Annotated in this window: 26 protein-coding genes; 12 read left to right on the top strand and 14 right to left on the bottom strand. The window is 72.8% G+C overall.

The features are described 5' to 3' along the window. Nucleotides 1-3: 3 nt before the first annotated feature. The 4 genes from B7C62_01600 to B7C62_01585 are packed head-to-tail and all read right to left on the bottom strand — an operon-like array spanning nt 4 to nt 4,000. Nucleotides 4-1,047: an ABC transporter substrate-binding protein gene (locus tag B7C62_01600; GenBank protein ARF71094.1), complete on the bottom strand. Its 1,044-nt coding sequence runs from the start codon at nt 1,045-1,047 to the stop codon at nt 4-6. A 3-nt stretch (nt 1,048-1,050) separates the two neighbouring features. Next, nucleotides 1,051-1,854, bottom strand: coding sequence for an iron dicitrate ABC transporter ATP-binding protein (locus tag B7C62_01595; GenBank protein ARF71093.1), 804 nt, complete (start codon nt 1,852-1,854; stop codon nt 1,051-1,053). After that, nucleotides 1,851-2,948: an iron ABC transporter gene (locus B7C62_01590; GenBank protein ID ARF71092.1), complete on the bottom strand. Its 1,098-nt coding sequence runs from the start codon at nt 2,946-2,948 to the stop codon at nt 1,851-1,853. Before B7C62_01590 ends, B7C62_01595 begins: the two co-directional genes overlap by 4 nt. Further along, on the bottom strand, nt 2,948-4,000 hold the full coding sequence (locus B7C62_01585) for an iron ABC transporter (GenBank protein ID ARF71091.1): 1,053 nt from the start codon (nt 3,998-4,000) through the stop codon (nt 2,948-2,950). Before B7C62_01585 ends, B7C62_01590 begins: the two co-directional genes overlap by 1 nt. Nucleotides 4,001-4,137: 137 nt before the next feature. Between B7C62_01585 and B7C62_01580 the strand changes: the two genes are divergently transcribed. Further along, entirely contained in the window at nt 4,138-4,914 is a 777-nt protein-coding gene (locus B7C62_01580) for an AraC family transcriptional regulator (GenBank protein ARF71090.1), read from the top strand. A 15-nt stretch (nt 4,915-4,929) separates the two neighbouring features. Here the strand turns inward: B7C62_01580 and B7C62_01575 are convergent, their stop codons facing one another. Both B7C62_01575 and B7C62_01570 read right to left on the bottom strand, forming a co-directional pair. After that, nucleotides 4,930-6,399: a sulfate transporter gene (locus B7C62_01575; protein ID ARF71089.1), complete on the bottom strand. Its 1,470-nt coding sequence runs from the start codon at nt 6,397-6,399 to the stop codon at nt 4,930-4,932. Nucleotides 6,400-7,045: 646 nt separating this feature from the next. Further along, a complete protein-coding gene (locus tag B7C62_01570; protein ID ARF71088.1) occupies nt 7,046-7,690 on the bottom strand; it encodes an SAM-dependent methyltransferase in 645 nt (214 codons plus the stop codon). A gap of 252 nt (nt 7,691-7,942) precedes the next feature. Between B7C62_01570 and B7C62_01565 the strand changes: the two genes are divergently transcribed. After that, nucleotides 7,943-8,203 (top strand): hypothetical protein, encoded by a 261-nt coding sequence (locus B7C62_01565; protein ARF71087.1) that lies wholly within the window; start codon nt 7,943-7,945, stop codon nt 8,201-8,203. Nucleotides 8,204-8,215: 12 nt separating this feature from the next. On the opposite strand, the gene B7C62_01560 is transcribed toward B7C62_01565, so the two are convergent. Then, nucleotides 8,216-10,105 (bottom strand): ABC transporter, encoded by a 1,890-nt coding sequence (locus B7C62_01560; GenBank protein ARF71086.1) that lies wholly within the window; start codon nt 10,103-10,105, stop codon nt 8,216-8,218. A 153-nt stretch (nt 10,106-10,258) separates the two neighbouring features. On the opposite strand from B7C62_01560, the gene B7C62_01555 reads away from it, so the two are divergent. Together B7C62_01555 and B7C62_01550 are read left to right on the top strand one after the other, a co-directional pair. Then, entirely contained in the window at nt 10,259-10,885 is a 627-nt protein-coding gene (locus B7C62_01555; GenBank protein ID ARF71085.1) for a hypothetical protein, read from the top strand. Nucleotides 10,886-11,147: 262 nt separating this feature from the next. Further along, on the top strand, nt 11,148-11,849 hold the full coding sequence (locus B7C62_01550; protein ID ARF71084.1) for a ribonuclease HI: 702 nt from the start codon (nt 11,148-11,150) through the stop codon (nt 11,847-11,849). A 118-nt stretch (nt 11,850-11,967) separates the two neighbouring features. On the opposite strand, the gene B7C62_01545 is transcribed toward B7C62_01550, so the two are convergent. Next, nucleotides 11,968-12,369 (bottom strand): ATP-binding protein, encoded by a 402-nt coding sequence (locus B7C62_01545; protein ID ARF71083.1) that lies wholly within the window; start codon nt 12,367-12,369, stop codon nt 11,968-11,970. A 168-nt stretch (nt 12,370-12,537) separates the two neighbouring features. On the opposite strand from B7C62_01545, the gene B7C62_01540 reads away from it, so the two are divergent. From B7C62_01540 to B7C62_01525, 4 genes are all read left to right on the top strand, one after another. Further along, nucleotides 12,538-13,371, top strand: coding sequence for a transcriptional regulator (locus B7C62_01540; GenBank protein ID ARF71082.1), 834 nt, complete (start codon nt 12,538-12,540; stop codon nt 13,369-13,371). A 56-nt stretch (nt 13,372-13,427) separates the two neighbouring features. Beyond that, the gene (locus tag B7C62_01535; GenBank protein ARF76931.1) at nt 13,428-14,552 is read left to right on the top strand and encodes a serine/threonine protein phosphatase; all 1,125 of its coding nucleotides are present in this window, start codon (nt 13,428-13,430) and stop codon (nt 14,550-14,552) included. An 81-nt stretch (nt 14,553-14,633) separates the two neighbouring features. After that, nucleotides 14,634-14,891, top strand: a complete 258-nt coding sequence (locus tag B7C62_01530) for a WhiB family transcriptional regulator (protein ARF71081.1) — start codon at nt 14,634-14,636, stop codon at nt 14,889-14,891. 104 nt (nt 14,892-14,995) lie between these two features. Next, on the top strand, nt 14,996-15,349 hold the full coding sequence (locus B7C62_01525) for a hypothetical protein (protein ARF71080.1): 354 nt from the start codon (nt 14,996-14,998) through the stop codon (nt 15,347-15,349). On the opposite strand, the gene B7C62_01520 is transcribed toward B7C62_01525, so the two are convergent. After that, complete coding sequence (locus B7C62_01520) at nt 15,346-16,041, bottom strand: flavin reductase (GenBank protein ID ARF71079.1); 696 nt, start codon at nt 16,039-16,041, stop codon at nt 15,346-15,348. The genes B7C62_01525 and B7C62_01520 overlap by 4 nt on opposite strands. Before the next feature lie 66 nt (nt 16,042-16,107). Between B7C62_01520 and B7C62_01515 the strand changes: the two genes are divergently transcribed. After that, the gene (locus B7C62_01515; protein ARF71078.1) at nt 16,108-16,833 is read left to right on the top strand and encodes a transcriptional regulator; all 726 of its coding nucleotides are present in this window, start codon (nt 16,108-16,110) and stop codon (nt 16,831-16,833) included. A gap of 132 nt (nt 16,834-16,965) precedes the next feature. On the opposite strand, the gene B7C62_01510 is transcribed toward B7C62_01515, so the two are convergent. Further along, entirely contained in the window at nt 16,966-18,348 is a 1,383-nt protein-coding gene (locus B7C62_01510) for a hypothetical protein (protein ARF71077.1), read from the bottom strand. A 179-nt stretch (nt 18,349-18,527) separates the two neighbouring features. Between B7C62_01510 and B7C62_01505 the strand changes: the two genes are divergently transcribed. Further along, complete coding sequence (locus tag B7C62_01505) at nt 18,528-19,838, top strand: hypothetical protein (protein ARF71076.1); 1,311 nt, start codon at nt 18,528-18,530, stop codon at nt 19,836-19,838. A 34-nt stretch (nt 19,839-19,872) separates the two neighbouring features. Here the strand turns inward: B7C62_01505 and B7C62_01500 are convergent, their stop codons facing one another. Continuing rightward, nucleotides 19,873-20,295 carry a transcriptional regulator gene (locus B7C62_01500; protein ID ARF71075.1) on the bottom strand — a complete coding sequence of 141 codons (423 nt, stop codon included), beginning with the start codon at nt 20,293-20,295 and terminating at the stop codon, nt 19,873-19,875. A gap of 128 nt (nt 20,296-20,423) precedes the next feature. On the opposite strand from B7C62_01500, the gene B7C62_01495 reads away from it, so the two are divergent. Continuing rightward, a complete protein-coding gene (locus B7C62_01495) occupies nt 20,424-21,239 on the top strand; it encodes an NmrA family transcriptional regulator (protein ARF71074.1) in 816 nt (271 codons plus the stop codon). Between the two features lie 192 nt (nt 21,240-21,431). Continuing rightward, nucleotides 21,432-22,385 (top strand): IS481 family transposase, encoded by a 954-nt coding sequence (locus B7C62_01490; GenBank protein ID ARF71073.1) that lies wholly within the window; start codon nt 21,432-21,434, stop codon nt 22,383-22,385. On the opposite strand, the gene B7C62_01485 is transcribed toward B7C62_01490, so the two are convergent. Genes B7C62_01485 through B7C62_01475 form a run of 3 tightly spaced genes read right to left on the bottom strand, consistent with a single transcriptional unit; the run spans nt 22,382 to nt 26,554 of the window. Then, the gene (locus B7C62_01485; protein ID ARF76930.1) at nt 22,382-23,359 is read right to left on the bottom strand and encodes a serine/threonine protein kinase; all 978 of its coding nucleotides are present in this window, start codon (nt 23,357-23,359) and stop codon (nt 22,382-22,384) included. The two genes, B7C62_01490 and B7C62_01485, sit on opposite strands and share 4 nt — an antisense overlap. Before the next feature lie 42 nt (nt 23,360-23,401). Further along, on the bottom strand, nt 23,402-24,181 hold the full coding sequence (locus tag B7C62_01480; protein ID ARF71072.1) for a hypothetical protein: 780 nt from the start codon (nt 24,179-24,181) through the stop codon (nt 23,402-23,404). Between the two features lie 9 nt (nt 24,182-24,190). Further along, complete coding sequence (locus B7C62_01475) at nt 24,191-26,554, bottom strand: ABC transporter ATP-binding protein (protein ARF71071.1); 2,364 nt, start codon at nt 26,552-26,554, stop codon at nt 24,191-24,193. Nucleotides 26,555-26,591: the final 37 nt, after the last annotated feature.

Below are 26,591 nucleotides of genomic sequence, written 5' to 3'. Positions count from 1 at the left end.
AGGTCACTTACCGGCGACCGCCTTCGCCAGGATCGGCGTCAGGTTCTCCACCACCCACGGCGCGCTCAGCGCGTCCGGGTAGGCGATGGCGGAGGCGAGGGTGTTCTCCGAGGGCACCACCGCGAAGTGGTTGTTCTTCACCACGTCCAGCGACCGGAACAGCTTGTTGCTCTCCAGCTCCGATGCGGAGAGCAGCCCTTCGTCCCCGAACGGGTAGGTCATCAGCAGGACATCGGCCTCCAGCTCGTCCAGGTTCTCCAGGCTGACGCTGTCCTTGTCGGCGGAGTAGTTCTTGGACCGGGGGTGCTTGACCAGCCCCAACTGCTCGAAGACGCCCGGGTCCTGGTCGGCGAAGGACATGTAGGTGATCTGCTCGGGGTGGACGACGGAGTAGGTGTACGTCTTCCCCCTGAACTCCGGGTGCGCCGCCGCCGCTTCCTTGACGGTCCTCTCGTTGGCCGCGATCACCTCCTCCGCCTTCTCGCTCAGCCCGAGCGCCTTGGCGGCGGTCTTGAGCCGCTCCTGCCAGGTCAGGGTGTTGGCGTCCTTCTTGTCGGCGAAGGTGACGACCGGGGCGATCGGGGTGAGCTTGGCGTAGTCGGTGTCCATCTCCCAGGTGTTGACCCCGAGGATCACGTCCGGCTCCTCCGCGGCTATCGCCTCGTAGTCGGTGCCGTCCGTGTTGTCGTACGTCTTGAGCTTCTTCTCGCCCAGCTTCTCGATCGCCCGCTGCTTGTACTCGGCGACGGGGTCACCGTCCTCCACGTCCGGGGTGATCACCGGGACCAGGCCGAGGGCCAGGGCGATGGAGGTGTCGCCGTCCGAGACGGTGGCCACCCGGACGGGCTTCTCCTTGACCTCCGTACGGCCCCAGGCGTTGGTCAGGGAGACGGGGAAGGAGCCGTCGGCGGCGGAGGCCGCCTTCCCGTCCTTCCCGTCGGACGAGCCGGTGCCGGAGGAGCCCCCGCAGCCGGTGAGGAGGCCGAGGCAGGTGGCGGAGGCGAGCAGGGCGGCGGTGAGCGGCCGACGGCGTACGGAAGGGGACATCGTTCACTTCTCCAGCGTGAGGGTGCGGCGGCCCAGGGGGAAGATCTGGGGCTTCGCGGTACGGGGGTGGGGGACGACGACGCAGTTCAGACCGAACACGTCGGCGACGGTTTCCTCGGTGAGCACATGCTCGGGCGGTCCCTGGTGCACGATCCGGCCGTCGCGCATGGCGACGATCGACGCGGCGTACAGGGCGGCCTGGTTGAGGTCGTGGGAGACCAGCACGATGGTCTTGCCGGTCTTCTCGTTGAGATCGCCCAGCAGGTCCATGACCTCGAACTGGTGGGCGATGTCCAGGTAGGTGGTGGGCTCGTCCAGCAGGAGCGCCGGGGTGTCCTGGGCGAGCGCCAGAGCGATCCAGACGCGCTGCCGCTGGCCGCCGGAGAGCTCGTCCACCGGGCGGTCGATGAGCTCGGCGGTCCCGGTGGCGAGCAGCGCGTCGGTGATCAGCCCGTCGTCGGCCGCCGTCCGCCGCTGGCCGAACCTGCGGTGCGGATGGCGGCCCCGCCAGACCAGATCGCCGACGGTGATGGACTCCGGGGCGATGGGGGACTGCGGCAGGATGCCCAGCTTCCGGGCCACCTCGCGGGTCGGCATCGCGTGGATGTCGGAGCCCTCCAGGAGCACCGAGCCCGAGGCGATCGGCAGCAGCCGCGCGACGGACTTCAGCAGGGTGGACTTCCCGCAGGCGTTCGGGCCGACCAGCGCCGTGATCTCCCCGGCCGGGATCGCGACCGACAGACCGTCGATGACCGGGACCTTGCCGTACCCGGCGGTGATGGAGCGGGCTTCGATGTGGTGGGTCACGACGTGGCTCCGGGTCTGCGCCGAAGGATCAGCCAGACGAAGTAGGGCGCGCCGAGCAGCGCGGTGAGGACCCCGGTCGGGACCGGGCTGATCAGAGGGGCGTTCTGGGCGAGGACGTCCGCGCCGAGCACCAGGACCGCGCCGACGAACGGGGCGAGCCCGAAGGCCCGGTCCGCGCCGACCAGCCGGGCCGCGATCGGCCCGCTGATCAGCGAGACGAACCCGATCGGCCCGACGACGCTCGTGGCGAGCGCCGCCGCCCCCGCGCCCAGGGCGAGGACGGCGACCCGGGCGGCGGGCACCGATGTGCCGAGCCCGGTGGCCAGGTCGTCGCCGAGCGACATGCTGCCCAGCGGGCGGCCGAGCCGCGCGGCACAGAGCACGCAGACGGCGAGCCCGACGGCGAGGGTGGACACCCCGGTCCAGTCGGCCCCGTTGACGCTGCCGATCAGCCAGCGCATCGCGACGGCGATGCTGTGCTGGTCGGCCAGGCTGAACAGGTAGTTGGTGTACGCGGTGCAGACCCCGCTCAGCCCGATCCCCACCAGCACCAGCCGGTAGGTGTTCAGCCCGCCGCGCAGACTCAGCGCGTACACCAGGCCCAGCAGCACCAGCGACCCGGCGACGGCGGCGAGCGGGGTGCCGAAGGGGAGGGCCGGGGCGAGCAGCAGCACGGTCGCGGCACCGGCCCCCGCCCCCGCCGAGATCCCGACGATGTCCGGGGTGGCCAGCGGGTTACGGATCAGCCGCTGGTACAGCGCCCCGGCCAGGCCGAACAGCGCGCCGGAGAGCAGGGCGGACAGGGCGCGCGGCATCCGGATGCGGAAGATCATGTAGTCGGCGAGTCCGGTACGCATCCCGAACGCGGCGGGCAGCACGTCGGCGGGGTCGACCCGCCCCACCCCGCCGAGCAGCACCGAGGCGGCGAGCAGCCCGAGCAGCAGCACGGTGAGGACGGCGACGGTGAGGGCCGTACGCCGCGACCGGGCCCGCCGGTCCGCCAGCAGCCGGGCCAGGGTCGCCGTACGGAGCGCGGAGGCGGGCGCCGAACCGGGCGTGGAACCGGGGGCGGTGGAACGTATCAGCAGCTCCATCAGACACGCACCAGATTCCGGCGGCGGGCCAGCCAGACGAAGAACGGGGTGCCGACCACCGCCGTCATCACGCCCACCTGGATCTCGCCGTGGCCCAGCACCAGCCGGCCCGCGATGTCCGCGCCGATCAGCAGGATCGCCCCGCACGCCATCGACAGCGGCAGCGACCAGCGGTGGTCGGCCCCCGCCAGCATCCGGGCGCAGTGGGCGGCCACCAGACCGACGAACGCCACCGGCCCCACGGCGGCGGTGGCGGCCGCGCAGAGCAGCACCGCCACCGCGGCGCCCAGCAGTTGGGCCCGCTCGACCCGCACCCCGAGGCCGCGCGCCGCGTCCTCGCCCATGCTCAGCACGTTCAGGGTGCGCCCGAACGGCAGCGCCAGCAGCAGTCCGGCGACCGCGAACGGCAGGATCTCGTCCAGCACCTTCGCCCGCCCGGTGAGCTGACCCACCGACCAGAACCGCAGGTGCGCGTAGACCGCCTCGTCCCGTACGACCAGCAGGGTGATCAGCGAGGACATCACGGCGGCGAGCGCCACCCCGGCCAGCACCAGCCCGAGGGTGGAGCTGCCCGCGTTGGTCCGGGTCCCGATCAGGTAGACCAGCGCCGAGGTGATCCCGGCCCCCGCCAGGGCCAGCCAGAAGTAGCCGGTGACCCCCGTGATGTCCAGGAACAGGATGCCGAGGACGACGAACATCGCCGCGCCCTGCTCGACGCCCAGGATGCCTGGGTCGGCCAGCGGGTTCATCGTGAGCGCCTGCATCATCAGCCCCGAGGCGCCCAGCGCGGCCCCCACGGTCAGCCCGAGCAGGGTGCGCGGGATGCGCTCGGTCCACAGGACATGGCTGTTGTAACCGGTGCCGTCGGGGTGCAGCAGGATGCGCACCACCTCCGGCGGGGAGATGTCACGGGAGCCGAGCGCGATGCTCGCGACGACCGCGAGGAAGAGGACGGCGCAGGCGGTCACCACCAGAGCCGTACCGCGCGAGGAGGAGGTCCTCGCCAGGGGCGGCGGTGGTGGTGATGTCGCCGGCGGGGACGTGGCGTACATGGGGATTCCTGGGCTCCTCACCTGGGCAAGCGGCAGGTTAGGTTACCCTTATCCAGCTTTGGGGCGGTCCAATGCCGGAGCCGTTCCGCTCACAATCAGGGGTCAACAAACGGGCCCCGCGCTGCTTGGAGGACGGTGTGGCGGAAGCTGCCCTGCGGACCGTGGCCCCGACCGGAGCCGAGCCCGCACCCGGGACCCCGGTCGACGACGACTTCATCGCGGCCGGGGGACACCCGACCCATGTGCACGCCTTCCACCAGTTCCTCCACGTGCCGCTGGGCCGGATCGTCGTCACCGCCCTCGGCCGCGACCACGAGCTCTCCCCGTCGGTCGCGCTCTGGATTCCCGCGGGCATCCCGCACAGCGCCCGCTTCGCCCCCGACTCCCTGGTGGTGCCGGAGAACTTCGACCCCGAGCTGCACCGCCTGCCCTACTCCGAGGTGACCAGCGTCAACGTCTCCGACGCCCAGCGGCAGCTGCTGCTCAGCCGGATGCGCGCGTCGGAGCCGACCGAGGAGGACCCGGCGGTCTTCGCCGCCCTCTGCTCCGGTCACCGTGACGTCCTGCCGCTGCCCCAGCCCACCGGACGGTCCGCCGCGACGGTGGCCGGTGAGCTGATGCGCAACCCGGGGGATGCCCGTACGGCCTCCGAGTGGGCCGAGAGCCTCTACACCAGCTCGACCAGCCTGCGCCGGGCCTTCCGCGCCGAGACCGGGCTCGCCTTCTCCGAATGGCGCACCCGGGTGCGCCTCAACCACTCGCTGCAACTGCTTGCCGCCGGGCACATGGTGAGCACGGTCGCCGCCCGGGTCGGCTTCGTCTCCACCAACGGCTACATCCTCGCCTTCCGCCGCTACTTCGGCGAGACGCCGGGCGCCTATGTGAAGCGCTCGGCGACCCGTACGGCCGCGTAGGGCCGGAGCCCGGGGCTACCGGCGGATCGTCACCGGGTCGGTCTCCGCGTCGTTGTGGCGGCGCGCCCAGTTCTCCAGTGCCACCCGGCAGGCGTGGTCGAGGTGGCGCAGACCGCTGAGGTCCAGCTCCATGGGCTGGTCCTGCGGCAGCTTCTCCAACTGCTCCAGGATGCGCGGCAGCCGCAGGAAGGTCGCGTTGCCGGTGAGCGTCACCACGACCCGGCCGCCGGTCAGCTCGCGGGTGGAGAGCTGTACGTGGGAGGTCTCCCAGGCCGACTTCACCACGGCGAGCAGCAGCCCCAGCACCACGCCCTCGAAGAGGTTGGTCACCACGATGGCCAGCGCGGTGACCGCCAGCAGCACGGCCTCCCCGCGGTGTTCGCGCCAGAGCGGGCCGAACTCCTTCCAGGGCACCAGCTTGCATCCGGCGTGCACCAGGATTCCGGCGAGCGAGGCGAGCGGGATGATGCCGATGGCGGCGGGCAGCAGCGCCGCGAAGAGCAGCAGCCACACACCGTGGGCGACCCGGGAGAGCGCGGTGGTGGCCCCGGCCTGGACGTTGGCCGCGCTGCGGACGATGACCGCCGTCATGGGCAGCGCGCCGAGCGCCCCGCAGATCGTGTTGCCCACGCCCTGCGCGACGAGCTCCTTGTCGTAGTCCGTACGGGGCCCGTCGTGCATCCGGTCGATGGCCGCCGCGCTGAACAGGCTCTCGGCCGAGGCGATGAGGGCGAAGGCGAGGACGGTGCCGATGACGGCCACGTTCGCCAGGTTGCCGAATTCGGCCGCCCCCGGCAGTTCGATGGCGTGCAGCAGGCCGTTCACATCGGCGACCAGGGGCCGCAGCCCGGCCAGGGCGGCGACGGCGGTGGCCAGGCCGACCGCGGCGAGGGGCGCGGGGACGATCCGTACGCGGGCGGGGAGCTTCGGCCAGAGCAGCAGCACGGCGACGGTCCCGGCGCCCAGGCCGAAGGCGGTGAGGGCCTCGTTGTTCGTGGCGATCTCGACGGCCAGGGAGGGAAGTCCGGCCAGCTTGGCGAGGGCGGTGCCGGGCTGTTCGGTGTCGGCCATGGCGTACAGCTGGCCCAGCACGATGACCAGGCCGATCCCGGCGAGCATGCCCTGCACCACGGAGACGGAGATGCCCCGGAACCAGCGGCCGAAGCGCGCCACGCCCATGACCACCTGGAGCAGTCCGGCGGCCAGGACGATCGGCCCGAGCGTGGCGAGGCCGAATTCGGTGACCGCCTCGTAGACGAGCACGGTGAGCCCGGCGGCGGGCCCGCTGACCTGGAGCTTGCTGCCCGGCAGCAGACCGACGACGATCCCGCCGACGATCCCGGTGACCAGGCCGAGTTCGGCCGGTACGCCGGAGGCGACGGCGACGCCGAGGCAGAGAGGGAGGGCGACCAGGAAGACGACGAGCGACGCCATCAGGTCGCGCCGTACGACGTGGGGGTTCTTGAGTTCCTTCACGGAGATCACGGGTGACGATTCCCTTGAGGGTGAGGTCCGCTCCCGGCGGGGGCCGGGCGTGGACGGGTGGGGGGCGGGAAGCCGTCAGAGGCGGCCGGACAACAGGCCGCTCTCCGGCCGGTGAACGCTGATCGGGCCGGGGTGCACGATGCCCCGGCCCACGCGGGCGGGTCTGGGGGGCCGGCCGTGCGCGGGGCGGCCGGTCTCCTTTGCGTTCGCGGCGCCGTGCCGGGTGAAAGTCCGGGGGTGTTCGACAAGCGGGTCCAAGGTGGCCTGCCTCCTGCATCCGGGGGTGCCGGGGAGCGGTGTGGTCGGGGCATATTGACGAATGCGTTGCTTAAATCCGTATGCGTGTTCGGAATTAGGTACTGCGCTTCACCTCATGTTTTACCGGTCGTTGAACGTGTCCGGCCATTCCTTTGGCGATTCGGTGGATACGAGTACAGCTCAGCATATAGACGAGAACTTTGCTATCGCATTACCTTCTCGTGAAGGAACGCGAATGCGCCATTCTTGTCATTCATTCGGCTTGTTCTTTGTGATTGCCAATGGGGTGTTCGAGCCCTGCGGGACAGCAGGGCCAGGACATGCGGAAGTGCCCCCGGCGGCGGTCCGCCGGGGGCACTTCACGGGCACTTCGGAAGAGGCGCGGCCGTCAGACGCGGCGGCCGTGCAGGAAGAGATGCGGCTCTGGTGCGCCCGCTGGGTGGTCCGGGGTGAACAGCACGCTCCGCCGCTCCTCCACCGCGAACCCCGCCCCGGCCACCAGGGCGGTGAACTCCTCCTCGCCGAAGCTCGACACCACGACCGGCTGCCCCATGAACACCGCGCTCGCCTCCGCCACGTCCACCGGCACGGTGGCCACGGCCAGCAGGCCGCCGGGCCGCACCGCCCGGGCCAGCCGCCCCAGCAGCTCCGCCTGCTCGCCGCGGGACATCTGGAGCAGCGAGAAGTAGACGCAGACGGCGTCGAACTCCCCGTCCTCCCACGGCAGCTCACGCACGTCCCCGAGGCGGAACTCGGCGTCCGGCACCTGCCGGGCCGCCAGGGCGGTCATCACCGGGGAGACATCGACGCCCACCACCCGGTGCCTCGCCCCGGCCAGCCGCCGCGCCGTCGGTACGCCGGTCCCGCTGCCCACGTCCAGCACCCGGCTGCCCGGTCCGAGCCGCTCCAGCAGCAGGTCCAGCGAGGCGTGGTGGGCCGCCGAACCGGCGAACGCCCGCTCGTACTCGGCCCCCAGCGCGTCGAACACCGTCGCGGCGGGGAGCCCCGCCCGCTCTCCGGGGTCGTCACTCATCGGCGTCGTCCTCCCATGGTCCGGCGGCCGTCCGTGGCCGCGTCCCCAGCGTCCCCGTACGGGCGCCGGAGTATGCGGGCGTACGCGGATACGGGCACGGGCTCACGGAGGCACGTACGCATGCGGGTACGTACGTGTGCGGGCATCCTCGGGCGCGGGCGTCCGAGTGGGCGGGCGTCTGAGTATGTGGTGCCGTCACCGCTGAGTACCCGCCCCGATGTTCCGCCGCCCCGCCGCTGTTCGAATGGGGCCATGGACTCCGAAGCCCTCCGCCGCCCCCGTATCCAGCACGTCACCACCGCGGGCACCGCCCTCGCCGTCACGCTGCTCCCGCTGGTGGTCGGTGTGCTGCTGGCCAAGTCCATGGCGGCGGACCCGATGACCTCCGTGAACGCGCTCGTCACCAACGGCGGGCACCGCGCCCGGGTCTCGCCCAAGCAGTTGCGCGGCTGCGGCGGGGACGCCCTGCGGCGCCTGCGCGCCGCGGGACGCCCCCGCCTCGTCCGCCGCTGAGCGGGGCCTTCCTCAGCCGACCGGCTGGGCCTCGTCCGCCGACGGCCGCTCGAACTGGGTGCGGTACAGCTCCTCGTACCGCCCGCCCGCCGCGAGCAGTTCGGTGTGGGTGCCGCGCTCGACGATCCGGCCCGCCTCCACCACCAGGATCTGGTCGGCCGCCCGCACGGTGGAGAGCCGGTGGGCGATCACCACGGCGGTCCGCCCCTCCAGCGCCTCGGCCAGCGCCTCCTGGACGGCGGCCTCGGAGGTGGAGTCCAGGTGCGCGGTCGCCTCGTCCAGGATGACGACCCGCTGACGGGCCAGCAGCAGCCGGGCGATGGTGAGCCGCTGGCGCTCACCGCCGGAGAGCCGGTACCCGCGCTCGCCCACCACCGTGTCCAGCCCCTCGGGCAGCGAGGCGATCAGCCCCTCCAGCCGGGAGCGGCGCAGGGCGTCCCAGATGTCGTCCTCGGAGGCGTCCGGCCGGGCGAGCAGCAGATTGGCCCGTACGGACTCGTGGAAGAGGTGCCCGTCCTGGGTGACCATCCCCAGCGTGTCGCGGAGGGAGTCGGCGCTCAGATCCCGTACGTCGACACCGTTCAGCCGTACGGAACCGGCGTCCGCGTCGTACAGCCTCGGCAGCAGCTGGGCGATCGTCGACTTGCCCGCGCCCGACGAACCCACCAGGGCGATCATCTGCCCGGGTTCGGCGCGGAAGGACACTTCGTGCAGGACCGGGGTGCCGCCCCGGTTGTCCAGCGTCGCGACCTCCTCCAGCGAGGCGAGGGAGACCTTCTCCGCCGAGGGGTAGCCGAAGGAGACCTTCTCGAACTCCACCGAGACCTGGCCCTCCGGCACCTCGCGGGCGTCCGGCTTCTGGGCGATCAGCGGCTTCAGGTCCAGCACCTCGAAGACCCGCTCGAAGCTGACCAGCGCGCTCATCACCTCGACCCGGGCCCCGGCCAGCGCGGTCAGCGGGGCGTACAGCCGGGTCAGCAGCAGGGCGAGGGCCACCACGGCGCCCGCGTCCAGGGTGCCGCGCAGTGCGTAGTAGCCGCCGAGCCCGTAGACCAGGGCGAGCGCGAGGGCGGAGACCAGGGTGAGGGCGGTGATGAACGCGGACTGCGCCATGGCGGAGCGCACCCCGATGTCCCGCACCCGGCGGGCCCGCTCGGCGAACTCGGCGGACTCCCGCGCCGGGCGCCCGAACAGTTTGACGAGGGTGGCGCCGGGGGCGGAGAACCGCTCGGTCATCTGGTTGCCCATGGAGGCGTTGTGGCTGGCCGCCTCGCGCTCCATCCCGGCCATCCTGGCCCCCATACGGCGGGCGGGGACGACGAAGACGGGCAGCAGGACGAGCGCGAGCGCGGTGATCTGCCAGGAGATCGTGAGCATCACGGCGAGCGTCAGCAGCAGGGTGACCAGGTTGGAGACCACTCCGGAGAGCGTGTTGCTGAACGCGCGCTGGGCGCCGATCACGTCGTTGTTGAGCCGGCTGACCAGGGCGCCGGTCCGGGTGCGGGTGAAGAAGGCCACCGGCATCCGCTGCACATGGTCGAAGACCGCCGTGCGCAGGTCGAGGATCAGCCCCTCGCCGAGGTTGGCCGACAGCCACCGGGTGAGCAGCCCGAGCCCGGCCTCGGCGACCGCGATCAGCGCGATCAGCAGGGCGAGCCGGGTGACCGTACCGGGGTCCGCGCCCCGCACGATGGCGTCGACCACGCGCCCGGCGAGGACCGGGGTGGCCACCGCGAGCAGCGCGGTCACCACACTGAGCAGGAGGAATCGGTAGATACGGGATTTATGGGGCCGGGCGAAGACCAGGATGCGGCGTAGCGCCGCCCGGGAGAAGGGGCGTCGGTCCTGTTCGGCGTTCATCGCGCTGTGCAGCGATGTCCATGCGGTGACTTCCATGTCCATAGCGAGAACGCTAAAACCTGAAGTTTGGTTGAGGTCAAGGGGGCGCGAGGACCGGCTCGCCGCGCCTGCGTCACCGCGTGCTCCGGCCCCCGGAGCCGTAGCGTGGGCCGGACGACGACCTGTCCGCGCGAGTCCGGGCCCCGGGGTGACGCCATGTGCTGGAGCGCGACCGCCGACCTGGTGGCCGGTACGGGCATCGCCGCGATCGGAGCGGTGACCCTCGCCCGCACCCGCCGGGCCCGTGATCTCCCGCTGGCCGCGCTGCCGCTGCTGCTCGGCGCCCACCAGATCGTCGAGTCGGTGGTGTGGAACGCCGACGGCGGCCCCGGCCCCGCCACCCTCGCCTGGGCGGTGATCGCCCTGCCCCTGCTGGCGCTCTGGGTGCCGCTGGGCGTGTTCTGCTCGGCGGAGCAGCCCCGGGCCCGGCTGGCGGTGCCGCTCGCGGCCGGAGCGGTTACGGCCGCCTTCCTCGCGTACGCCCTTGCCTCCCGGCCCGTGACGGCGGAGGTGCGCGGCCGGACCCTCGGGTACGCGGTCGACCTCCCGCACGCCCCGCTCCTCGTCGCGGGCTACCTCCTGGCCACCGTCGGCGCCCTCCTGCTCTCCGGCGACCGCGTCCTGCGGCTCCTCGGGGTCCTGGTGGCGGTGGGCGCGGTCGTCTGCGTCGTGCTGTGGCGGACGGAGTTCATCTCCACCTGGTGCGCGTTCGCGGCGGTCTGCTCGGTGGTCCTGCTCGGCTGGGCGCACCGCCCCACCCCTTCGGCCGTACCCGGCGGGTGAGAACGGCCGAGGGGCGTCGGCGCCCGGCCGGTGCGAGCCTGAGGGCGGGAGGAACGGTCCCGCGAGGCAACCGACGTACAGGCGGCAGACGCAGCCGACGTACAGGCAGAGGGAGAAGCGGCGCGCGCATCGATCTGACGGGCAGGAACGCGGTGGTCACCGGCTCCTCGCAGGGCATCGTGCCCTGAGCGAGAGGTCCGGACCGCCCAGGGGCGGGGCGCCGCCGGTCGGGGCGGTCATGCGGCACTGGCATGATCGAGGGATGAACGAGAGCATCATCGCCGCCTGTGACGGGGCGTCCAAGGGAAATCCCGGACCGGCCGCCTGGGCCTGGGTCGTCGCCGACGCGCAGGGGAACCCGCGGCGCTGGGAGGCGGGCCCGCTGGGCACCGCGACGAACAACGTCGCCGAGCTCACCGCGCTCGCCGAGCTCCTGGAGTCCACGGACCCGGCGGCGAGCGTCGAGGTGCGGATGGACTCGCAGTACGCCATGAACGCCGTGACCAAGTGGCTGCCGGGGTGGAAGCGCAACGGTTGGAAGACCTCGGCGGGCAAGCCGGTCGCCAACCGCGAGCTGGTCACCCGCATCGACGCCCTGCTCACCGACCGTCCGGTGACGTTCCGCTACGTTCCCGCCCACCAGGTGGACGGCGACCCGCTCAACGCCCTCGCCGACCAGGCCGCCAGCGAGGTGGCGGTGACGCAGCGGGCGGCGGGTACGGCGCACGGAGCCACGGCCCTGCCCGTACCCGCCCCGGCGCGCTCCACGAAGGGGCGTACGGAGACGGGCGAGGCGAAGGGGAAGGGTGCGTCGGGCGCGTCCCGTACCGGGAGGTCCAACGGCACGATCAAGGCGCGGTTCGCCGGGCGGTGCCACTGCGGAAGGCCGTACGCGGCCAAGGAGCCGATCGCGAAGAACCCGAACGGCTGGGGTCACCCGGAGTGCCGTACGGTTCCCGCCTGATCACGGCCCGCCCGGACGCGCGGGGGAGAGTCCCGGACCTCGGTCACACGGGGGTCCGGGTCATGATCACGCGGGGGAGTCCCGGAGCCTGATCATGCACGTGGCGCAGGCGCCGGGCTCAGATGTCGGCCCAGACGAGACACCCGGCCAGCGCGGCGCGCGTGCCCCAGCGGGCCGCCAGGGCATCCACGAGCAGCAGGCCCCTGCCGTCCTCGGCCAGGCAGTCGAGCGAATCGTCACCGTCGGGACCGTCCGCCGCCGGAGCCGCCTCCACGGGCCGCCCCGCCGGGGTGGCCGGGGCCGGGATACGGGCCCGGCCGCGGTTCCACACGCAGATCCGGACCCCGTCCGCCGAGCGGAGGAGCCGACAGCGGATGCGGCGGGTACTGGTGTGCTGCACGGCGTTGGTGACCAGCTCGGTCACTATCAGGGCCGCCGCCTCGATGCGTTCCGCGGGTTCTCCCCACGCGCGCATCGCCTCCTGCACCCGGTGACGGGCCTCGGGAACGCCCCCTGGCAATCGGGGAACCCACCAGCTGTGTGCACCTCTGACTCCCCCGCTTTCCGGGGCGCGCTCGGCACCCATGACTATTTCCGACATGTATGCACTCTCAGCGCAAAGAGCATATTTTGCAAGCGACAGAGTGTCCAAGGCTCCGACCCGGGGCTCGACGAACGAGGTACGAGCATGCGCCCCCGCTCCGGTCCCACGGTGCAGCACCGCGTCCTGGCGGCCCGGCTGCGGATACTGCGGGAACAGGCGGGCATCTCCCTCAAGGCCGCCGCCGACGCCCTGGGTGCGCACCCCGCGACCGTACGCCGCATCGAACGGGCCGAGACCGGGCTCGACGCCCGGCAGGTCACCGGGCTGCTGCGCCGCTACGGGGTCCCGCCCGCCGTCGCCGAACCGATCCTGGCCGGGCTCGGAGCCGCGAACCTGCCCGGCTGGTGGCACCACTGGCGGGACGTCATGGAGGGCTGGCAGCAGGACGTCATCGGGGTCGAGTCCTCGGCCAGCCTGGTCCGCACCTGGCACCCCGCCCTCGTGCCCGAGCTGCTGCGCACCCCCGCCTACGCCGCCGCCCTCTACCGGATGCGCTACCCCGACGACAGCCCCGTCCGCCGGGAGCGCCGTGTGGAGCTGCTGCGGGAGCGGCGGCGCAGGCTCGGCGAGCGCGGTACGGCCCTGTGGGCTCTGCTCCCGGCCGTCGCCCTGCACACCCGGGTGGGCGACCCGCAGACCATGGCGGAGCAGCGGCGGGCGCTGGCCGCGGCGATGGAGCGGCAGCACATCACCGTCCAGGTGGTGCCGCTGGACCACCCGCCGCACGCCATGACCGCCATGCCGCCCCTGCACCTGCTGCGGGTCCCCGCCCCCGAGATCGGGGACCAGGCGGTGCTGGAGACCCCCGGCGTACGCGTCGACCTCGTCGACGACCCGGACGCCGTGATGGCCTACCGCATCCGGCTCGACGCGGCGTGCGCCGCCGCCCCGCCCCCCGGCACCCCGCTGCCGCTCTGAACCCGCGCAGCCCACTCCGGGATGCGGCGCGGGCCCGGGCCGTCCAGGGTGAGGGAGTGGTGCGGCAGCGGAGGGCCCAGTGGATTCCGGTCGGGGTCGTCATGCTGGCCGTCGTGATCGACCTGGTGACCCCGACCGACATCACGTCCGCACCCCTGCTCGCGACGGCGCCCGTCGCCGCCGCCCCCCTGCTGACCCCGCCGGGCATCATCGCGATCGGTGCCCTCTCGATGGTCGTCCAGGTGGTCCTCGCCCGGGTCGACCACACCTTCGGCTGGCACGGGGGCGTGGCCAACCAGCTCACCCTGGTGGCCGTGACCGTGCTCGCCGTCCTCATCAACCGCACCCTCACGGGCCAGAGCGCCCGGACCCGGCGCGCCCGCCAGGTCGCCGCCGTGGCCCAGGCCGCCGTACTGCCCCGGCCCCCGTCGCGGCTGGGCGACCTCCGGATCGCGGCGCGTTACGTCCCCGCCGAGGACGAGGCCATGATCGGCGGCGACCTCTACGTGGTGCAGGAGACCCCGCACGGGGTGCGCGTGATGGTCGGCGACGTCCGGGGCAAGGGCCTCGGCGCCGTGGGCGCGGTCTGCGCGGACCTGGGGGCCTTCCGGTACGCGGCGGACGAGGCGGAGGACCTGCCCGGACTGGTGAACGCGCTGGAGAGGGCCCTGCTGCGGGAGGGCGGCCGAAGCGGCGACCAGGAGCGGGACGAGGGGTTCACCACGGCGCTGATCGCGGAGTTCGCCGTCGGCCTCGACGCCGTACGGATCGTCAACCGGGGCCATCCGCCCCCGCTGCTGCTGGACGCCGAGGGCACGGCCACCGCCCTCGAACCGTCCCGGGAGGCGCCCCCGCTCGGCATGGCGGCGCTGGGCACCTGGTCGTTCCCGGTCGACACGTTCCCCTTCCCGCCCGGCTCCACGCTCCTGTGCTACACGGACGGGGTCACCGAGGCCCGCGACGAGGCCGGGGTCTTCTACGACGCGGAGGTACGCCTGCCCCGCCTCCTGCGCCCCCGCTCACTCGTCGGCGACCCGCCGACCCCCGGGCAGATCCTCCAGCTGCTGATCGACGACGTCGGACGCCACACGGGCGGCCGTATCCAGGACGACCAGGCCCTCCTCGCCCTGCACCGCCCCGCCCCGGAAACCGGCCCGGTTCCCCGGCGCCCGGGTGTTTGAGGCGCGGATCGTCGGTCACCCGCACGGTACGGCCGTACGGCGAGCGCCTGCGGCACGCATCCGACACCGGGAGTGAGCAGCATGGAGAACTGGCGTACGCACGCGGCCTGCCGCGAGGAGGACCCGGACCTGTTCTTCCCCATCGGGACCTCCGGCCCCGCCGTCGTCCAGGCCGAGGAGGCCAAGGCGGTCTGCCGGACCTGTCCCGTCCAGGCCCAGTGCCTGGAATGGGCCCTGGAGAACGGCCAGGACTCCGGCGTCTGGGGCGGTCTCGCCGAGGACGAACGACGCGCGCTGAAGCGCCGCAGCCGCAGGCGGGCCAGGAACACCGCGAGCTGACCCGGCCGGTCGGGCGCGCTCCAGGACGGTGGCAGAACGGTGATACGTACGACACCGCCGCCCGCACCCTCGTCAGGGGCGGCCCAGTGGGTAGACGATGAGCCATGGACACCACCGTTTGGCTCGTCGTCGGCGCCGTCGCCGCACTCCTCATGCTGGCCTTGGCCGCCGTACTGCTGGTGCGCGTCTTCAAGGCCAGGAAGCTCCTGGTCGACGCCGGTATCCCGCTGCGGAACAAGGCGCTCGTCTGGGCGGCCGTCATCTACACGGTCTCCCCGGTCGACCTGCTGCCGGACCCCGTCTACCTCGACGACATCGGATTCCTGCTGCTGGCCCTGCGCTCGCTCCACTCCGCCGCCTCGGCGGCCGGACTGGGGGCGGCCAAGGGGGCCGGAGCCCCGGTGGAGATCCCCACGCCAGGGAAGACGGCCGGGCGCCGGCCGGACGCGGTGCGCTAGGCGTCCGCGCGTGCGCCGGGCCCCTCGGAGCCGCGGGGTGTCCGGGTCCGGTAGGAGTGGCCGAGTTCCGGGCCGAGTCCGAAGTAGTGGCGGAAGTTGTAGATGAGCGGGCTCCAGGCGACGGGGTCGATGTGATCGGTGCCCGGAACGACGATGCGGGAGTCGGCGTGCACCTTGCACACGGCGGCCTCGACGATGACGAACTCCCCGGAGACATCCGGCCGCACCCGTTCGGCACGGGCCTCCAGCTGGATCGGGCATCCGGCGACGCGAGGCGGCCGGACCAGATGGGAGGGCTCGCCCGTCATCCCCGCCGCGGCGAACTTGTCCGGCTCGAAACGGCAGCCCTCGGGCTTGCCGGAGGGCACGGGATTCCGGCCGGTCAGCGGCGCCAGCCGCTCCACGGCCGGCCACTGGTCGGGGGCCGGCAGATTGATGACCAGGCCGGGGCGGCTGCCGAGGTTGTACGCGGTCTGCCCCTCACGGCCCAGTCCGATCACCACCGTCCGCCCGAGGGCCCACGCGGACGATATCGGGGCAAGGTTGAACGAGCCGTCCTGATTCTCTGTCGACAGGAGCACCACCGGCGTCCCGAAGTACAGGACGCTCGGCTCGATCTCCAGATGGGTGGCGGCTGTCGGTCGGGTGGCTGCTGTCGGTGCGGGCAGGATGCTGGGAGGTGCCGTGTTCATGGTGCGCAGCCTAGGGTCCGGTCGTTTCGGTCAGGGCCGAAGTGTCACGGGGGGACAATGGGGCACATGGACATGCGGCGTGCACAGGTGGCCGGTCCCGACCTGGCCACCGTGGCGAAGCTTCTGGCCGACGGTACGCGGGCGGGTTTCTGCCTGGCCCTGCTCGACGGCCGGGCGTGGACAGCGACAGAACTGGCGCGTCATATGGGGGTGGCGCCCTCGACCGCGACCGAGCACCTGCACGCGCTCGTCCGTGGGAACCTGCTGGCCGAGGAACGGCAGGGCCGCCACCGCTATGTGCGTCTGGCCGGTCCGCAGGTGGCCGAGCTGGTCGAGAGCCTCGCCTCCATGGCACCCGCGCCTACCCCGGCACCCCGTTCCCTGTCGGCGGCCGGCCGACGGCAGGCCCTCGCCCACGCCCGCACCTGCTACGACCACCTCGCCGGGACCGTCGGGGTCGCCATCACCGACGCGATGCTCGGCCGAAGGCTGCTGGACCAGGACCTCGGACTCGGGCTCACCGGCGCCGGAGCGGCCTGGCTCGACGATCTCGGCATCACCGTCCCGGCCGGCACGCGCCGGCCGTCGGTACGGTCGTGCCTGGACTGGACCGAACGCCGCCCCCACCTGGCCGGTGCCGTCGGTGCCGCCCTGTGCCGCCACGCGTTCGACACCGGCTGGATCACTCCCGTCGGCACCACGCGCGCCGTCGCGGTCACCGCCCTCGGCCGGCAGGCGTTCCGCCGCCACCTCGGTCTGTCCGATGAACTCCTTGCGCCCAACGGGTCGTGATCGATGGGCCTGCCCCCGCCGGGGAACACCGGTGCGGACCCGGAACCGTATGCCGTCGGCCGACTGCCGCCGGGGCCGGACGGACGGCCGCCCCGTCCACTGCCGATCCGTACCCGGCCCTGGCGTCAGATGTCAGACGTCCTGCGGCAGCGGCGCCGACCGGGAGCCGGACTGCTGATCCTGCGGCTGCTGCTCCGGCTGCTGCTGTTCCTGCGGCGGCGCGGGCTGCGAGCCGGGCGAGTCCCCGGGCGGGTTGGCGGGCGAGTCGCCGGGCGGGCTGTCGGGCGGCGGGGGATCGCTGGCGGGCGGGCTGTCCGGCGGCGGAGTGGTCCCGTCGTCGGCCGGGGGCGGGGAGTCGCCGGGCGGCGGGGATTCGCCCTCGGGCGGCGATGCGCCCGGGCTCGGAGGGCAGGAGCGGTTTCCGTCACCGGCTCCCGGCGGGCAGGGCGACTCCGACCCGTCCTTCTTCTTGTCCTCGGGCGGATCGGTCTTTTTGTCCCCGCTTCCGGTGTCACCCGCCGGACGGGTGAACCAGTCACCGTTCTCCGGGTCGACCATCACGAACTCCTCCACCGGCTTCGACGACGGTTCCACCACGACCACGTCCGACGCCCGGTATCCCGGCCATGCCTTCCCCGTCTGTTTCGGGGTGCTCTCCTGGGCAACGGGCGGCAGCAGCGGGTTCCCGCAGGCGCACCGCACCCGGGGGACCCCGCGGTCGTCCACGAGCACCGCCGTACCGGACTGGAGCACCGCCTGATAGGCCGTCGCCTCCCCGTCCCGGAAGCTGTGGTTGGTCACGCGGGTGTCCATGCGCAGCTGTACGGGGGTGAGCGAGCGGAGATAGCCGGGGACGGCCGACGGCTCGATGTCCTGGACCGAGGCGAACGCCCGGTTCTTCTCCGGCGCCCCGCTCAGGAACCTGATCTGCTGCTCCACGTCACAGCTCGCGACCTCGCGGGTCCCCCCGTACAGACCGGGTTCCGCCCCGTCCACCCCACGGGTCACCTGCGATCCCCGGTCCGACGGGCTCGGCGCCGCGGACGGTGAGGAGGTGCCGGGCTCGGGGTCGCTCTCGCGCGCCGTGGACTCCGTGAACGGGTCCGGGCCGGAGGAGCCCGCCGCCTGGAGGAACACCTCACCGCCCGCCTTCGAACCGCCGCTGTCCGGGCGGGTCAGGAACACGACCAGCACGACGGCCGCGACCACGGCCGTCGCGATCATGGCGATCCGGGGCACGGACCGCCACCACGGACGCCCGGGGCCGGAACCGGAACCGGAGGAGGCCCCGGAACCACTGCCCGGGCCGGAGCCGCCGGAGTCCCCCGGGCCCGGGCCGCCGCCGGAGCCGCCCGGCCCCCCTGGCCCGCCGTGGTCCCCGCCGCTCGGCGGACCGGGCGGCGAGCCGGACACGGTGGTGGGGGGCGGGGGCGTCGGACCGGACTGGGAGGGGCCCGAGAGCGGACCGGAAGGCGGTCCCGAGGGGCGGCCGGAGGACGGCGGTTGGACACTCACGGGCTCTGCTCCCCGAAGTCGGTAACGCCCCGGACTCCTGATCCACCTTCAGGGCATAACAGGGCAATCCGGGCCTTGTCGCACTCATTGTGTGCTCCGCCCGGGCGCTCCCCGCAAGCGGAGGGAGAGACCGTTCTCCCCGGGAAGCGGAGTTCCGGGCCACTGCTTAGCGTGGCAGCGTGAACGTCCGGGCGAGCAACGACAGGAAGAGCGCGGCGCGCGCACCGCACGGCTGGCGCGACGCGCTCGCGGCGGTGCTGGCCGGAACCCTGGCCATGCTGGTGACGGCGGCCCTCGGCCTCTGGGCCGCCGGTGCCACCGGCCTGCCCGGCGGCGGCTTCCCCCAGGTGGTCGCCGCGGTCGTCGTGATGGCGGCGGGCGGCTCCGTCGGGCTGGCGGGCGACGCCGGTTCCCTCGTGGGGGCGCAGGCGGGCCTCTCGGTGCTCCCGCTCTCGGTGACCCTCGCGGGCGCGCTCCTCATCGCCCACGGGTTCCTCCGCCCGCTGCGCCACCGGGCCGTCGCCGGGGGCCGGGAACTGGCGGGCTGGGCGGGCCGCGTCGCCGCCCTGTGGGCCGTGGTGCTGGTCGTCCTCTCCCTCGTGGCCCGGCACACGTTCACCCTCCCGGCCGAGAACCTCACGGGGGACGGGACCGGCGACGGCGCGGAGGACGCCTTCGGGGACGTCCTGGGCGACTCGGCCCGGATCGGATTCCGGGCCGACCTCCCGCCGACCCTGCTCCTCGGCCTGCTGTGGCTCGCCGGTGTCCTCGTACTGGCGCTCCTCGTCTCGCGCCGGGCACCGCTGCCGCCCCGGCTGGTGCGCTTCCAGGAGACCGTGCGCCCGGCCGCGTCCGCCATGGTGGCGCTGCTCCTGGTGTCCGTCGCCCTGGGGGCCGTGGCGGGGCTGGTCGTGATGGTGGTACGGGGCCACCCCGCCCAGACCCTCGCGGTGATCCTCCTCGGGCTGCCGAACCTGGTCTGGCTCGCGCTCACCGTGGGCCTCGGCGCCTCCTGGGAGGGCAAGGTGCAGGGTCCCTTCGGGCTGCCGATGCCCCAGGTCCTCGACTCCGTACTCCGTACGCCGGACCTCTCCACGGTCGACCTGCGCACCCTCGCCGCCCAGGACGGGCGCGTCTGGTGGCTGCTCGTCGTCACCGTCCTGCTCGTGCTCGGCGCCGCGTTCCTGATGGCGGTGCGCTCGCCCGCCCGGACGCGGCCCTGGCAGCACGCCCTGCACCTGGCGGTCGCGCTCACCCTGACCGTGCTGCTCATCGGCCTGACCGCCGCCGTCTCCGCCCGGTACGGCCTGTCCCTGCTGGGCATCGGGGACCTCGGCGGCGGCCTCGGGGGCGAGGTCTCGCTGCGCCCCCGCCTGTGGACCGCGCTCGGCATCGCCTTCCTCTGGGGCCTGGCCGCCGGCTTCCTGGGCGCGCTCGCCGCCTCCCGGGTGCACCGGCGGCACGGCGAGGTCCCGCCGGACAGCCCTTAGACGCGCTGTCCCGGTACGTCGGTGACGCGGGCGGTCAGCGGATCTCGTGGCCGGGATGCTGCGCGTCGTAGGCCCGGCGGGCCTCGGCGACGGTCTCCCGGTGATCGAGCGACCAGTCGGCCAGTGCCTTGACCAGGTGGGTCAGACTCGCGCCGGTCTCGGTGAGCCGGTAGTCGACCTGGGCGGGCACGGTCGGGTAGACGGTCCGGAGCACCAGCCCGTCGCGTTCCAGCCGGCGCACGGTCAGGGTCAGCATCCGCTGGGAGATCCCCTCGATCGCGCGCTGAAGCTGCCGGAAACGCCGCGTCCCGTTCGCCAGCTCGACGATCACGAGGACCGACCACTTGTCGCCGATGCGGTCGAGGACATCGCGGATTCCGCAGTCCGGATGGTGCGGCTGCCCGCACGGGTCCAGCTCCGCGGGTCCAGCGGTTACCCCGGTGTGCGTCACTGACATCGGACTGCCTCCTTGTGGGCCGACCTCGGCGGCTCCACGATCACCTTAGTTTTCACGATCAACTCTGTTACTGATGTCCACGATCACTCTGGTTACTGAAGAGAACCACGGCAGGAGACCGAACCGCAATGATCATGGTGACCGGCGCAAGCGGACAGCTCGCCTCCCTGACGCTCCAGGAGCTGGCCGACCGGAAGGTCCCCGCCCTGGGCGGCAGCCGAACCCCCGCCGACGGGCAGCGCCGCCTGGATTTCGACGACCCCGCCGGGCTGGATCTCACCGGTGTCTCGACCCTGGTCCTGATCTCGGCCGGGTACGCCGAGGACGACCAGGTCATCGCCCGGCACCGGGCACTGCTCGATGCCGCGGTCCGCGACGGCGTCGAGCACGTGGTCTACACGAGCCTGACCGCTACCGGGGACCACCTCGGATTCGCGCTCGCCCACCGCGTCACGGAGAGCCTCGTCAGGGCCAGTGGCCTCGCGTGGACGATTCTGCGCAACGGTCTTTACGCCGAGCTCTTCGGGGCGCTGCTGGCGTGGACGCCCGACGGAGTGGAGTCGGCTTTCGGCGACGGCGCTCTCGCCGCGGTGGCCCGGGCGGATCTGGCCGCCGCGGCGGCCGTCGTCGCGGGCGACAGGACCGCGCACGTCGGCCGGGTCTACGAACTGGTCGGCACCCCGATCACCGCCGATGGCGTCGCCGAGCGTCTGCGTGTCGCTCACCGGACCATCGGGCTCGGCGAGTACCGCGCCCGGCTCCTCGCGGACGACACGTTGCTGCCGTTCCAGCCGCCGATGCTCGCCTCGATCGCCACGAGCGTCCGGCACGGACTCCTCGGCGGCTCCGGTCCCGACCTCGCCGGGCTCCTCGACCGGCCGCTCACCGACGCGCTGACCGTGGCGTCGGCCACCGCGGCCGCGATGCGTCCCGGCGCACGCTGACCCGGAGCGGTCCACCGCCACGCGCCGGACGGCCGCCCGAGCTGCGGGCGGCCGTTCGACGACAGGGCCTAGGTGTTCTGTCCCGGGAGGTTGTGGGCGGTGAGGTACATCTCGGCTGAGGGATCTTGAAATGGGTGAGGGCCTGCCGGTTCGGTGTGGATTGCGACGTCTACACCTGACCGAAAGGCCCTCGTGCCCCACCGTAATGCACCTCTGACCGAGACCGGCCGCCTGCGTCTGGCCCGCTGCGTGGTCGAGGATGGCTGGCCTCTTCGACGCGCGGCAGAACGCTTCCAGGTCTCGCCCACCACGGCCCAGCGGTGGGCCACCCGCTACCGGGCCACGGGCGAGGCCGGCATGAGCGACCGCTCCTCCCGCCCGCACCACAGCCCGCGCCGGACCGCGACCCGAACCGAACGCCGGATCATCAAGGTCAGAGTCCTGCGGCGCTGGGGACCAGCCCGCATCGCGCACCTGCTGAACCTGGCCCCCTCGACCGTGCACCGGGTCCTGACCCGCTTCGGCCTGGCCCGCCTGAAGCATCTGGACCGGGCCACCGGCCGCGTCATACGCCGCTACGAACACGACCGCCCCGGCGAGCTGGTACACGTGGACATCAAGAAACTCGGGAACATCCCCGACGGCGGCGGCCACAAAGTCCTGGGCCGCCCGGCGGGCCGCAGGACCAGGTCCGGTGTCGGCTACCAGTACATCCACACCGCCGTCGACGACCACTCCCGCCTGGCCTACAGCGAGATACTCACCGACGAGAAGAAGGAAACCGCCACCGCCTTCTGGCAGCGGGCCCACGCCTACTTCACCGGCGTCGGAATCACCGTCGAACGCGTCCTGACCGACAACGGCGCCTGCTACAAGTCCCACACCTGGCGCGACACCCTGGCAGCAGCCGGGATCGCCCACAAGCGAACCCGGCCCTACCGGCCCCAGACCAACGGCAAGGTCGAACGCCTCAACCGCACCCTGCTGGACGAATGGGCCTACGCCCGTCCCTACCGCTCAGAACAGGAACGACGCGACGCCTTCCCCGCCTGGCTGCACACCTACAATCACCACCGCGGACACACCGCGCTCGCAGGCAAACCACCCGCCACCCGCGTCCCCAACCTCACAGGGCAATACACCTAGGCTTCCGGGAAGACCGGGCGGGCCCAGCGCGGCGGCCGGGGCGGCGGCTCGGGCGTCGCCGACCAGGAACCGGCCCGCGCGTCCACCCGGGTCGGCGCGTGGTCCCCGGCCGCGATCCCGGACGCCGCCGCCCGCAGCGCCGCCACGAACCGCAGACAGGTCTCGTAACGGTCGTCCGGCGACTTGGCCAGCGCCTTCGCCAGTACGCCGTCCACCGCGCCCGGCAGACCGGGCCGCTGCCCGGACGGCGGAGGCGGCGGATCGTACTGGTGGGCCCAGAGCAGGGCCATGTCGTCGTCCCGCTGGAAGGGCGGCGCCCCGGTCAGGGTCTCCTGCACGACGCACGCCAGGCTGTACACATCGCACCGGCCGTCCACGGGCTTCCCCGAGATCTGCTCCGGCGCCACGTAGTCGAGCGTCCCGACGAACTGGCCGACCGTGGTGAACCCCGTCAGCGACAGCGACTTCTTCGTCAGCCCGAAGTCCGTCAGATACACATGCTCCGGATGGTCGCTGTCGGTCCCCGCCGCCACCAGGATGTTCCCCGGCTTCACATCGCGGTGTACCAGATCGTGGTCGTGGGCCGCGTCCAGCGCGGAGGCGACCTGTCCGCCGATCCGGACGGCGGCGGTGAGATCGAGCGGCCCGCGCCGGTCGATCAGTACGCGCAGATCGGCGCCCGGTACGTACCGCATCGCGATGTAGAGGAGCCCGTCCGTCTCCCCGGCCTCGAACACCGGCACGATATGGGGGTGGTCGATCGCCGCCGCCACCCGCGACTCATGGGTGAACCGCTGCCGGAACGTGTCGTTGCGGGCCAGTTCCGGGGCGAGCAGCTTGAGCGCGACGATCCGGTCCAGCCGCAGATCCCTGGCCCGGTAGACGACCGCCATACCCCCACGCCCGATCTCGGCCTCCACGAGATAGCCCGCGATCCGCTTCCCGACCAGCTCGTCGTCGCGCCCGGCGGGCAGCCCGGCATCGTGCGACGGGGGAGGCGGGGGAGCCACGGCCCGTCACCGCTCAGGGCGGCCCGGCGCCCCGCCGTCCGGCGAGTCGGCGGGAGTGACGAGACGGGTGGGTTCGGGCCCGTCGGAAGTGACGACACGGGTGGGTTCGGGCCCGTCCGGGGTGACTGCGCGGGTGGGTTCCGGCTCCCCGGGAGTGACCACCCGGGTCGGTTCGGGTGATCCGGGAGCAGCCTCCCGGCCCGGCGCGGAATCGTCCGGCTCCACCACCCGGGTCGGCTCCGGCGCGGCCCCCTCGGGAGCCACCGGGGCTGAGCTCGAGGGCCCCGAGCTCGCCCCCGGCCCGGCGTCCGCCGCGTACGTACTGAGCTGGGTCCCGTCGCAGAAGACCCACCGCTCGTGCTCGGCGTCGTACAGCCACACCGACTCCCCGTCCACGATCATGCCGACCCGCATCCCCCGCGTCCGCCGCTGGAAGCCCTCCCCGTCGCTGCGGCCCTCGGCCAGGTCCTGGGCCGCGCGCCGGTACTGGTTCAGGGCCTCCTCCGCCCGGGCCAGCAGGGGGCGCGGGTCCGCCGTACGGGCGAGCGGCTGACCGGGGGCCGGAGGGTCCTTCGGTACGGAGACGAGGAGCCGCCCGTCGACCCAGGCCGCCCAGCCGTTGGAACAGACGACGTACGCCCAGTCCCCGCGCCGGTCCACCAGCCGCACCGGCAGCAGTCCGTCCAGCGGATCGGTGGGCCGGGCGGCATCGGGCGTCTCCCAGGCGTCCAGCCCGTCCGGCGGGACGACATGGGTGGGACGGAACTCCGGGGCCGGGGTCGCCATGGCACCGCCTCACTTCCGCATGACCGCGGGCTCATGGCGCCGCAGCAGCTTCGCGACGACGTATCCGAAGAGGGCGGAGAGGACGACGAGCATGCCCATGTTGAGCAGCCAGACCCCCGCGGAGTGCCCGAAGAGCGGGTCGGACGTCAGGTCGCCCGGCACGATCCGGGCCAGATCGATCGTGCCGGCCATCGCACCCAGTGCCCACCGCGAGGGAACCAGCCAGGACAGCTGCTCGAGCCCGGGCACCCCGTTCAGCTTCAGCAGGGCCCCGCAGAACACCACTTGGACGATGGCGAGGAGGACGAGCAGCGGCATCGTGACCTCCTCCTTGCGCACCAGGGCGGAGACCAGCAGACCGAGCATCATCGCGGTGAAGGACAACAGGGCGACGGCCAGGGTGATTTCCACCAGTGGTGGCAGGAACACCCCTTCGCCGCCCGGTGCGTTGAGGTCGACGCCGACCAGTCCCACCAGGGTCAGCACGATGGCCTGAAGGACCGTGATGGTCCCGAGCACCACGATCTTCGACATCAGATACGCGGATCTGGAGAGGCCGACGGCTCTCTCCCGCCGGTAGATCACCCGCTCCTTGACCAGCTCCCGTACGGCGTTGGCCGCCCCGGTCAGCACGCCGCCCACGCACAGGATGAGCAGCGCGTTCATCGCCGTCTCCTGGGTGAGTCTGCTCCCGGCCAGGGCGCGGGCCATCGCGCCCATGACGAAGGGCAGCGCGATCATGATGATCAGGAACGTGCGGTCGGCGGCGAGCGCGGAGGCGTACCGGCGGACCAGGGTGGACAACTGCGCACCCCAGTTACGGGTCTTCGGCGGCGGGGCCACGGTCGCCCCGGGCGCGGTCCGGTCCGACCGCGGCTGGGCCGAGGCGCCCGCGATGTACTGCCGGTGGAACGGCGAGCGGGCGTAGGTGGCCGCCCAGTCCCGGTCCCGGTCGCTCTCGAACGCCTCGAACGCCTCCGGCCACTCCGTGAAGCCGAAGAAGGCGAGGGCGTCCTCCGGCGGGCCGTAGTAGGCGATGCGGCCACCGGGGGCGAGGACGAGCAGCCGGTCGCAGACCTCCAGGCTCAGCACGCTGTGCGTGACGACGATGACCGTACGGCCGTCGTCGGCCAGCCCGCGCAGCATGTGCATGACCGAGCGGTCCATCCCCGGGTCGAGCCCCGAGGTCGGCTCGTCCAGGAAGAGCAGCGAGGGCTTGGTCAGCAGCTCCAGGGCGACGCTGACCCGCTTGCGCTGGCCGCCGGAGAGGCTGTGGATGGGCTGGTCCACCCGCTGTTCCAGGCCCAGTTCATGGATGACCTCCAGGACCCGGGCCTGCCGCTCCTCCTTCGCGGTGTCCTGCGGGAAGCGGAGCTCGGCGGCGTAGCCGAGGGCCTTCCGTACGGTCAGCTGGGAGTGCAGGATGTCGTCCTGCGGTACGAGGCCGATGCGCTGGCGCAGCTCGGCGAAGTCCCGGTAGAGGTCACGGCCGTCGTAGAGGACGGTGCCGGTGTCGGCGGGGCGCAGTCCGGTGAGGGCGTTGAGCAGCGTCGACTTCCCGGCGCCGCTGGGCCCCACGACCCCGAGCAGGCACTTCTCGCCGACCGGGAAGGAGACCTTGTCCAGCAGGGTCCTGCCGGCCTTGCGCGCCTTGCCGACGTGGACCTCCAGATCCTGGACGTCCAACGACACCTCGCCGGTGTCCACGAACTCCTGGAGCACATCCCCGACGAGGCTGAAGGCGGAGTGGCCGATACCGATGATGTCCGCGGTCTCCACGACCGCCCGGTCGACGGGCTGGCCGTTGAGGAAGGTGCCGTTGTGGCTGCCGAGGTCGACGATCTCGTGGCGGCCGTCGGGGAGCGCCCGCAGTTCGGCGTGGCGCCGGGAGACCACGAGGTCGTCGATGACGAGGTCGTTGCCCGCGTCCCGGCCGATGCGCACGGTCTTCGCGGGCAGCGGCCGTACGGTGGTGGGCTGCCGGAACGTGCCGGTGGCGGCGGGCATCGAGACGGCCGAGGGCCGGTCCGCGGTGGCGGGACGGGCAGGGGGCTCACGCCCCACCAGCACGGCGCGCGGTCCGTCGCTCGGGCTGCCGAAGCGGATGACGCTGCCCGCGCCGACGCCCGACTCATGGACGCGGTGGCCGCCGGTGTATGTGCCGTTGGTGCTGTCCTCGTCCTGAAGCGTCCAGTGACCAGCTTCGGGATGGAGCACCGCGTGGTGCCAGGAGACCCGGGCGTCGTCGATGACGATGTCGCTCTCGGGGTCGCGCCCGACATGGTAGTCCCGGCTCGGACTCATCACCGTGGAGCCGAGATCGGTCTCCAGGACGAGCTCGGGCGCAGTCGGCGCTGCGGGCCGCTCTCCCATGCCCTGAATTCTATCGATACGTCACGATCGGCGCCCG

Origin of the sequence: Kitasatospora albolonga (assembly GCA_002082585.1) — a bacterium.
GTDB classification, from domain to species: Bacteria; Actinomycetota; Actinomycetes; order Streptomycetales; family Streptomycetaceae; genus Streptomyces; species Streptomyces stephensoniae.
The sequence above is the reverse complement of the archived record's forward strand: the minus strand, read 5'-3'. Positions and strand labels throughout refer to the sequence as shown.

What these genes read in the sequence shown, in the direction of transcription:
- B7C62_01600 (ARF71094.1), bottom strand. Translation starts at nt 1,047, where the DNA reads ATGTCCCCTTCCGTACGCCGTCGGCCGCTCACCGCCGCCCTGCTCGCC.
- B7C62_01590 (ARF71092.1), bottom strand. Translation starts at nt 2,948, where the DNA reads ATGGAGCTGCTGATACGTTCCACCGCCCCCGGTTCCACGCCCGGTTCG.
- B7C62_01585 (ARF71091.1), bottom strand. Translation starts at nt 4,000, where the DNA reads ATGTACGCCACGTCCCCGCCGGCGACATCACCACCACCGCCGCCCCTG.
- B7C62_01570 (ARF71088.1), bottom strand. Translation starts at nt 7,690, where the DNA reads ATGAGTGACGACCCCGGAGAGCGGGCGGGGCTCCCCGCCGCGACGGTG.
- B7C62_01565 (ARF71087.1), top strand. Translation starts at nt 7,943, where the DNA reads ATGGACTCCGAAGCCCTCCGCCGCCCCCGTATCCAGCACGTCACCACC.
- B7C62_01560 (ARF71086.1), bottom strand. Translation starts at nt 10,105, where the DNA reads ATGGACATGGAAGTCACCGCATGGACATCGCTGCACAGCGCGATGAAC.
- B7C62_01555 (ARF71085.1), top strand. Translation starts at nt 10,259, where the DNA reads ATGTGCTGGAGCGCGACCGCCGACCTGGTGGCCGGTACGGGCATCGCC.
- B7C62_01550 (ARF71084.1), top strand. Translation starts at nt 11,148, where the DNA reads ATGAACGAGAGCATCATCGCCGCCTGTGACGGGGCGTCCAAGGGAAAT.
- B7C62_01540 (ARF71082.1), top strand. Translation starts at nt 12,538, where the DNA reads ATGCGCCCCCGCTCCGGTCCCACGGTGCAGCACCGCGTCCTGGCGGCC.
- B7C62_01530 (ARF71081.1), top strand. Translation starts at nt 14,634, where the DNA reads ATGGAGAACTGGCGTACGCACGCGGCCTGCCGCGAGGAGGACCCGGAC.
- B7C62_01525 (ARF71080.1), top strand. Translation starts at nt 14,996, where the DNA reads ATGGACACCACCGTTTGGCTCGTCGTCGGCGCCGTCGCCGCACTCCTC.
- B7C62_01520 (ARF71079.1), bottom strand. Translation starts at nt 16,041, where the DNA reads ATGAACACGGCACCTCCCAGCATCCTGCCCGCACCGACAGCAGCCACC.
- B7C62_01515 (ARF71078.1), top strand. Translation starts at nt 16,108, where the DNA reads ATGGACATGCGGCGTGCACAGGTGGCCGGTCCCGACCTGGCCACCGTG.
- B7C62_01500 (ARF71075.1), bottom strand. Translation starts at nt 20,295, where the DNA reads ATGTCAGTGACGCACACCGGGGTAACCGCTGGACCCGCGGAGCTGGAC.
- B7C62_01495 (ARF71074.1), top strand. Translation starts at nt 20,424, where the DNA reads ATGATCATGGTGACCGGCGCAAGCGGACAGCTCGCCTCCCTGACGCTC.
- B7C62_01480 (ARF71072.1), bottom strand. Translation starts at nt 24,181, where the DNA reads ATGGCGACCCCGGCCCCGGAGTTCCGTCCCACCCATGTCGTCCCGCCG.
- B7C62_01475 (ARF71071.1), bottom strand. Translation starts at nt 26,554, where the DNA reads ATGGGAGAGCGGCCCGCAGCGCCGACTGCGCCCGAGCTCGTCCTGGAG.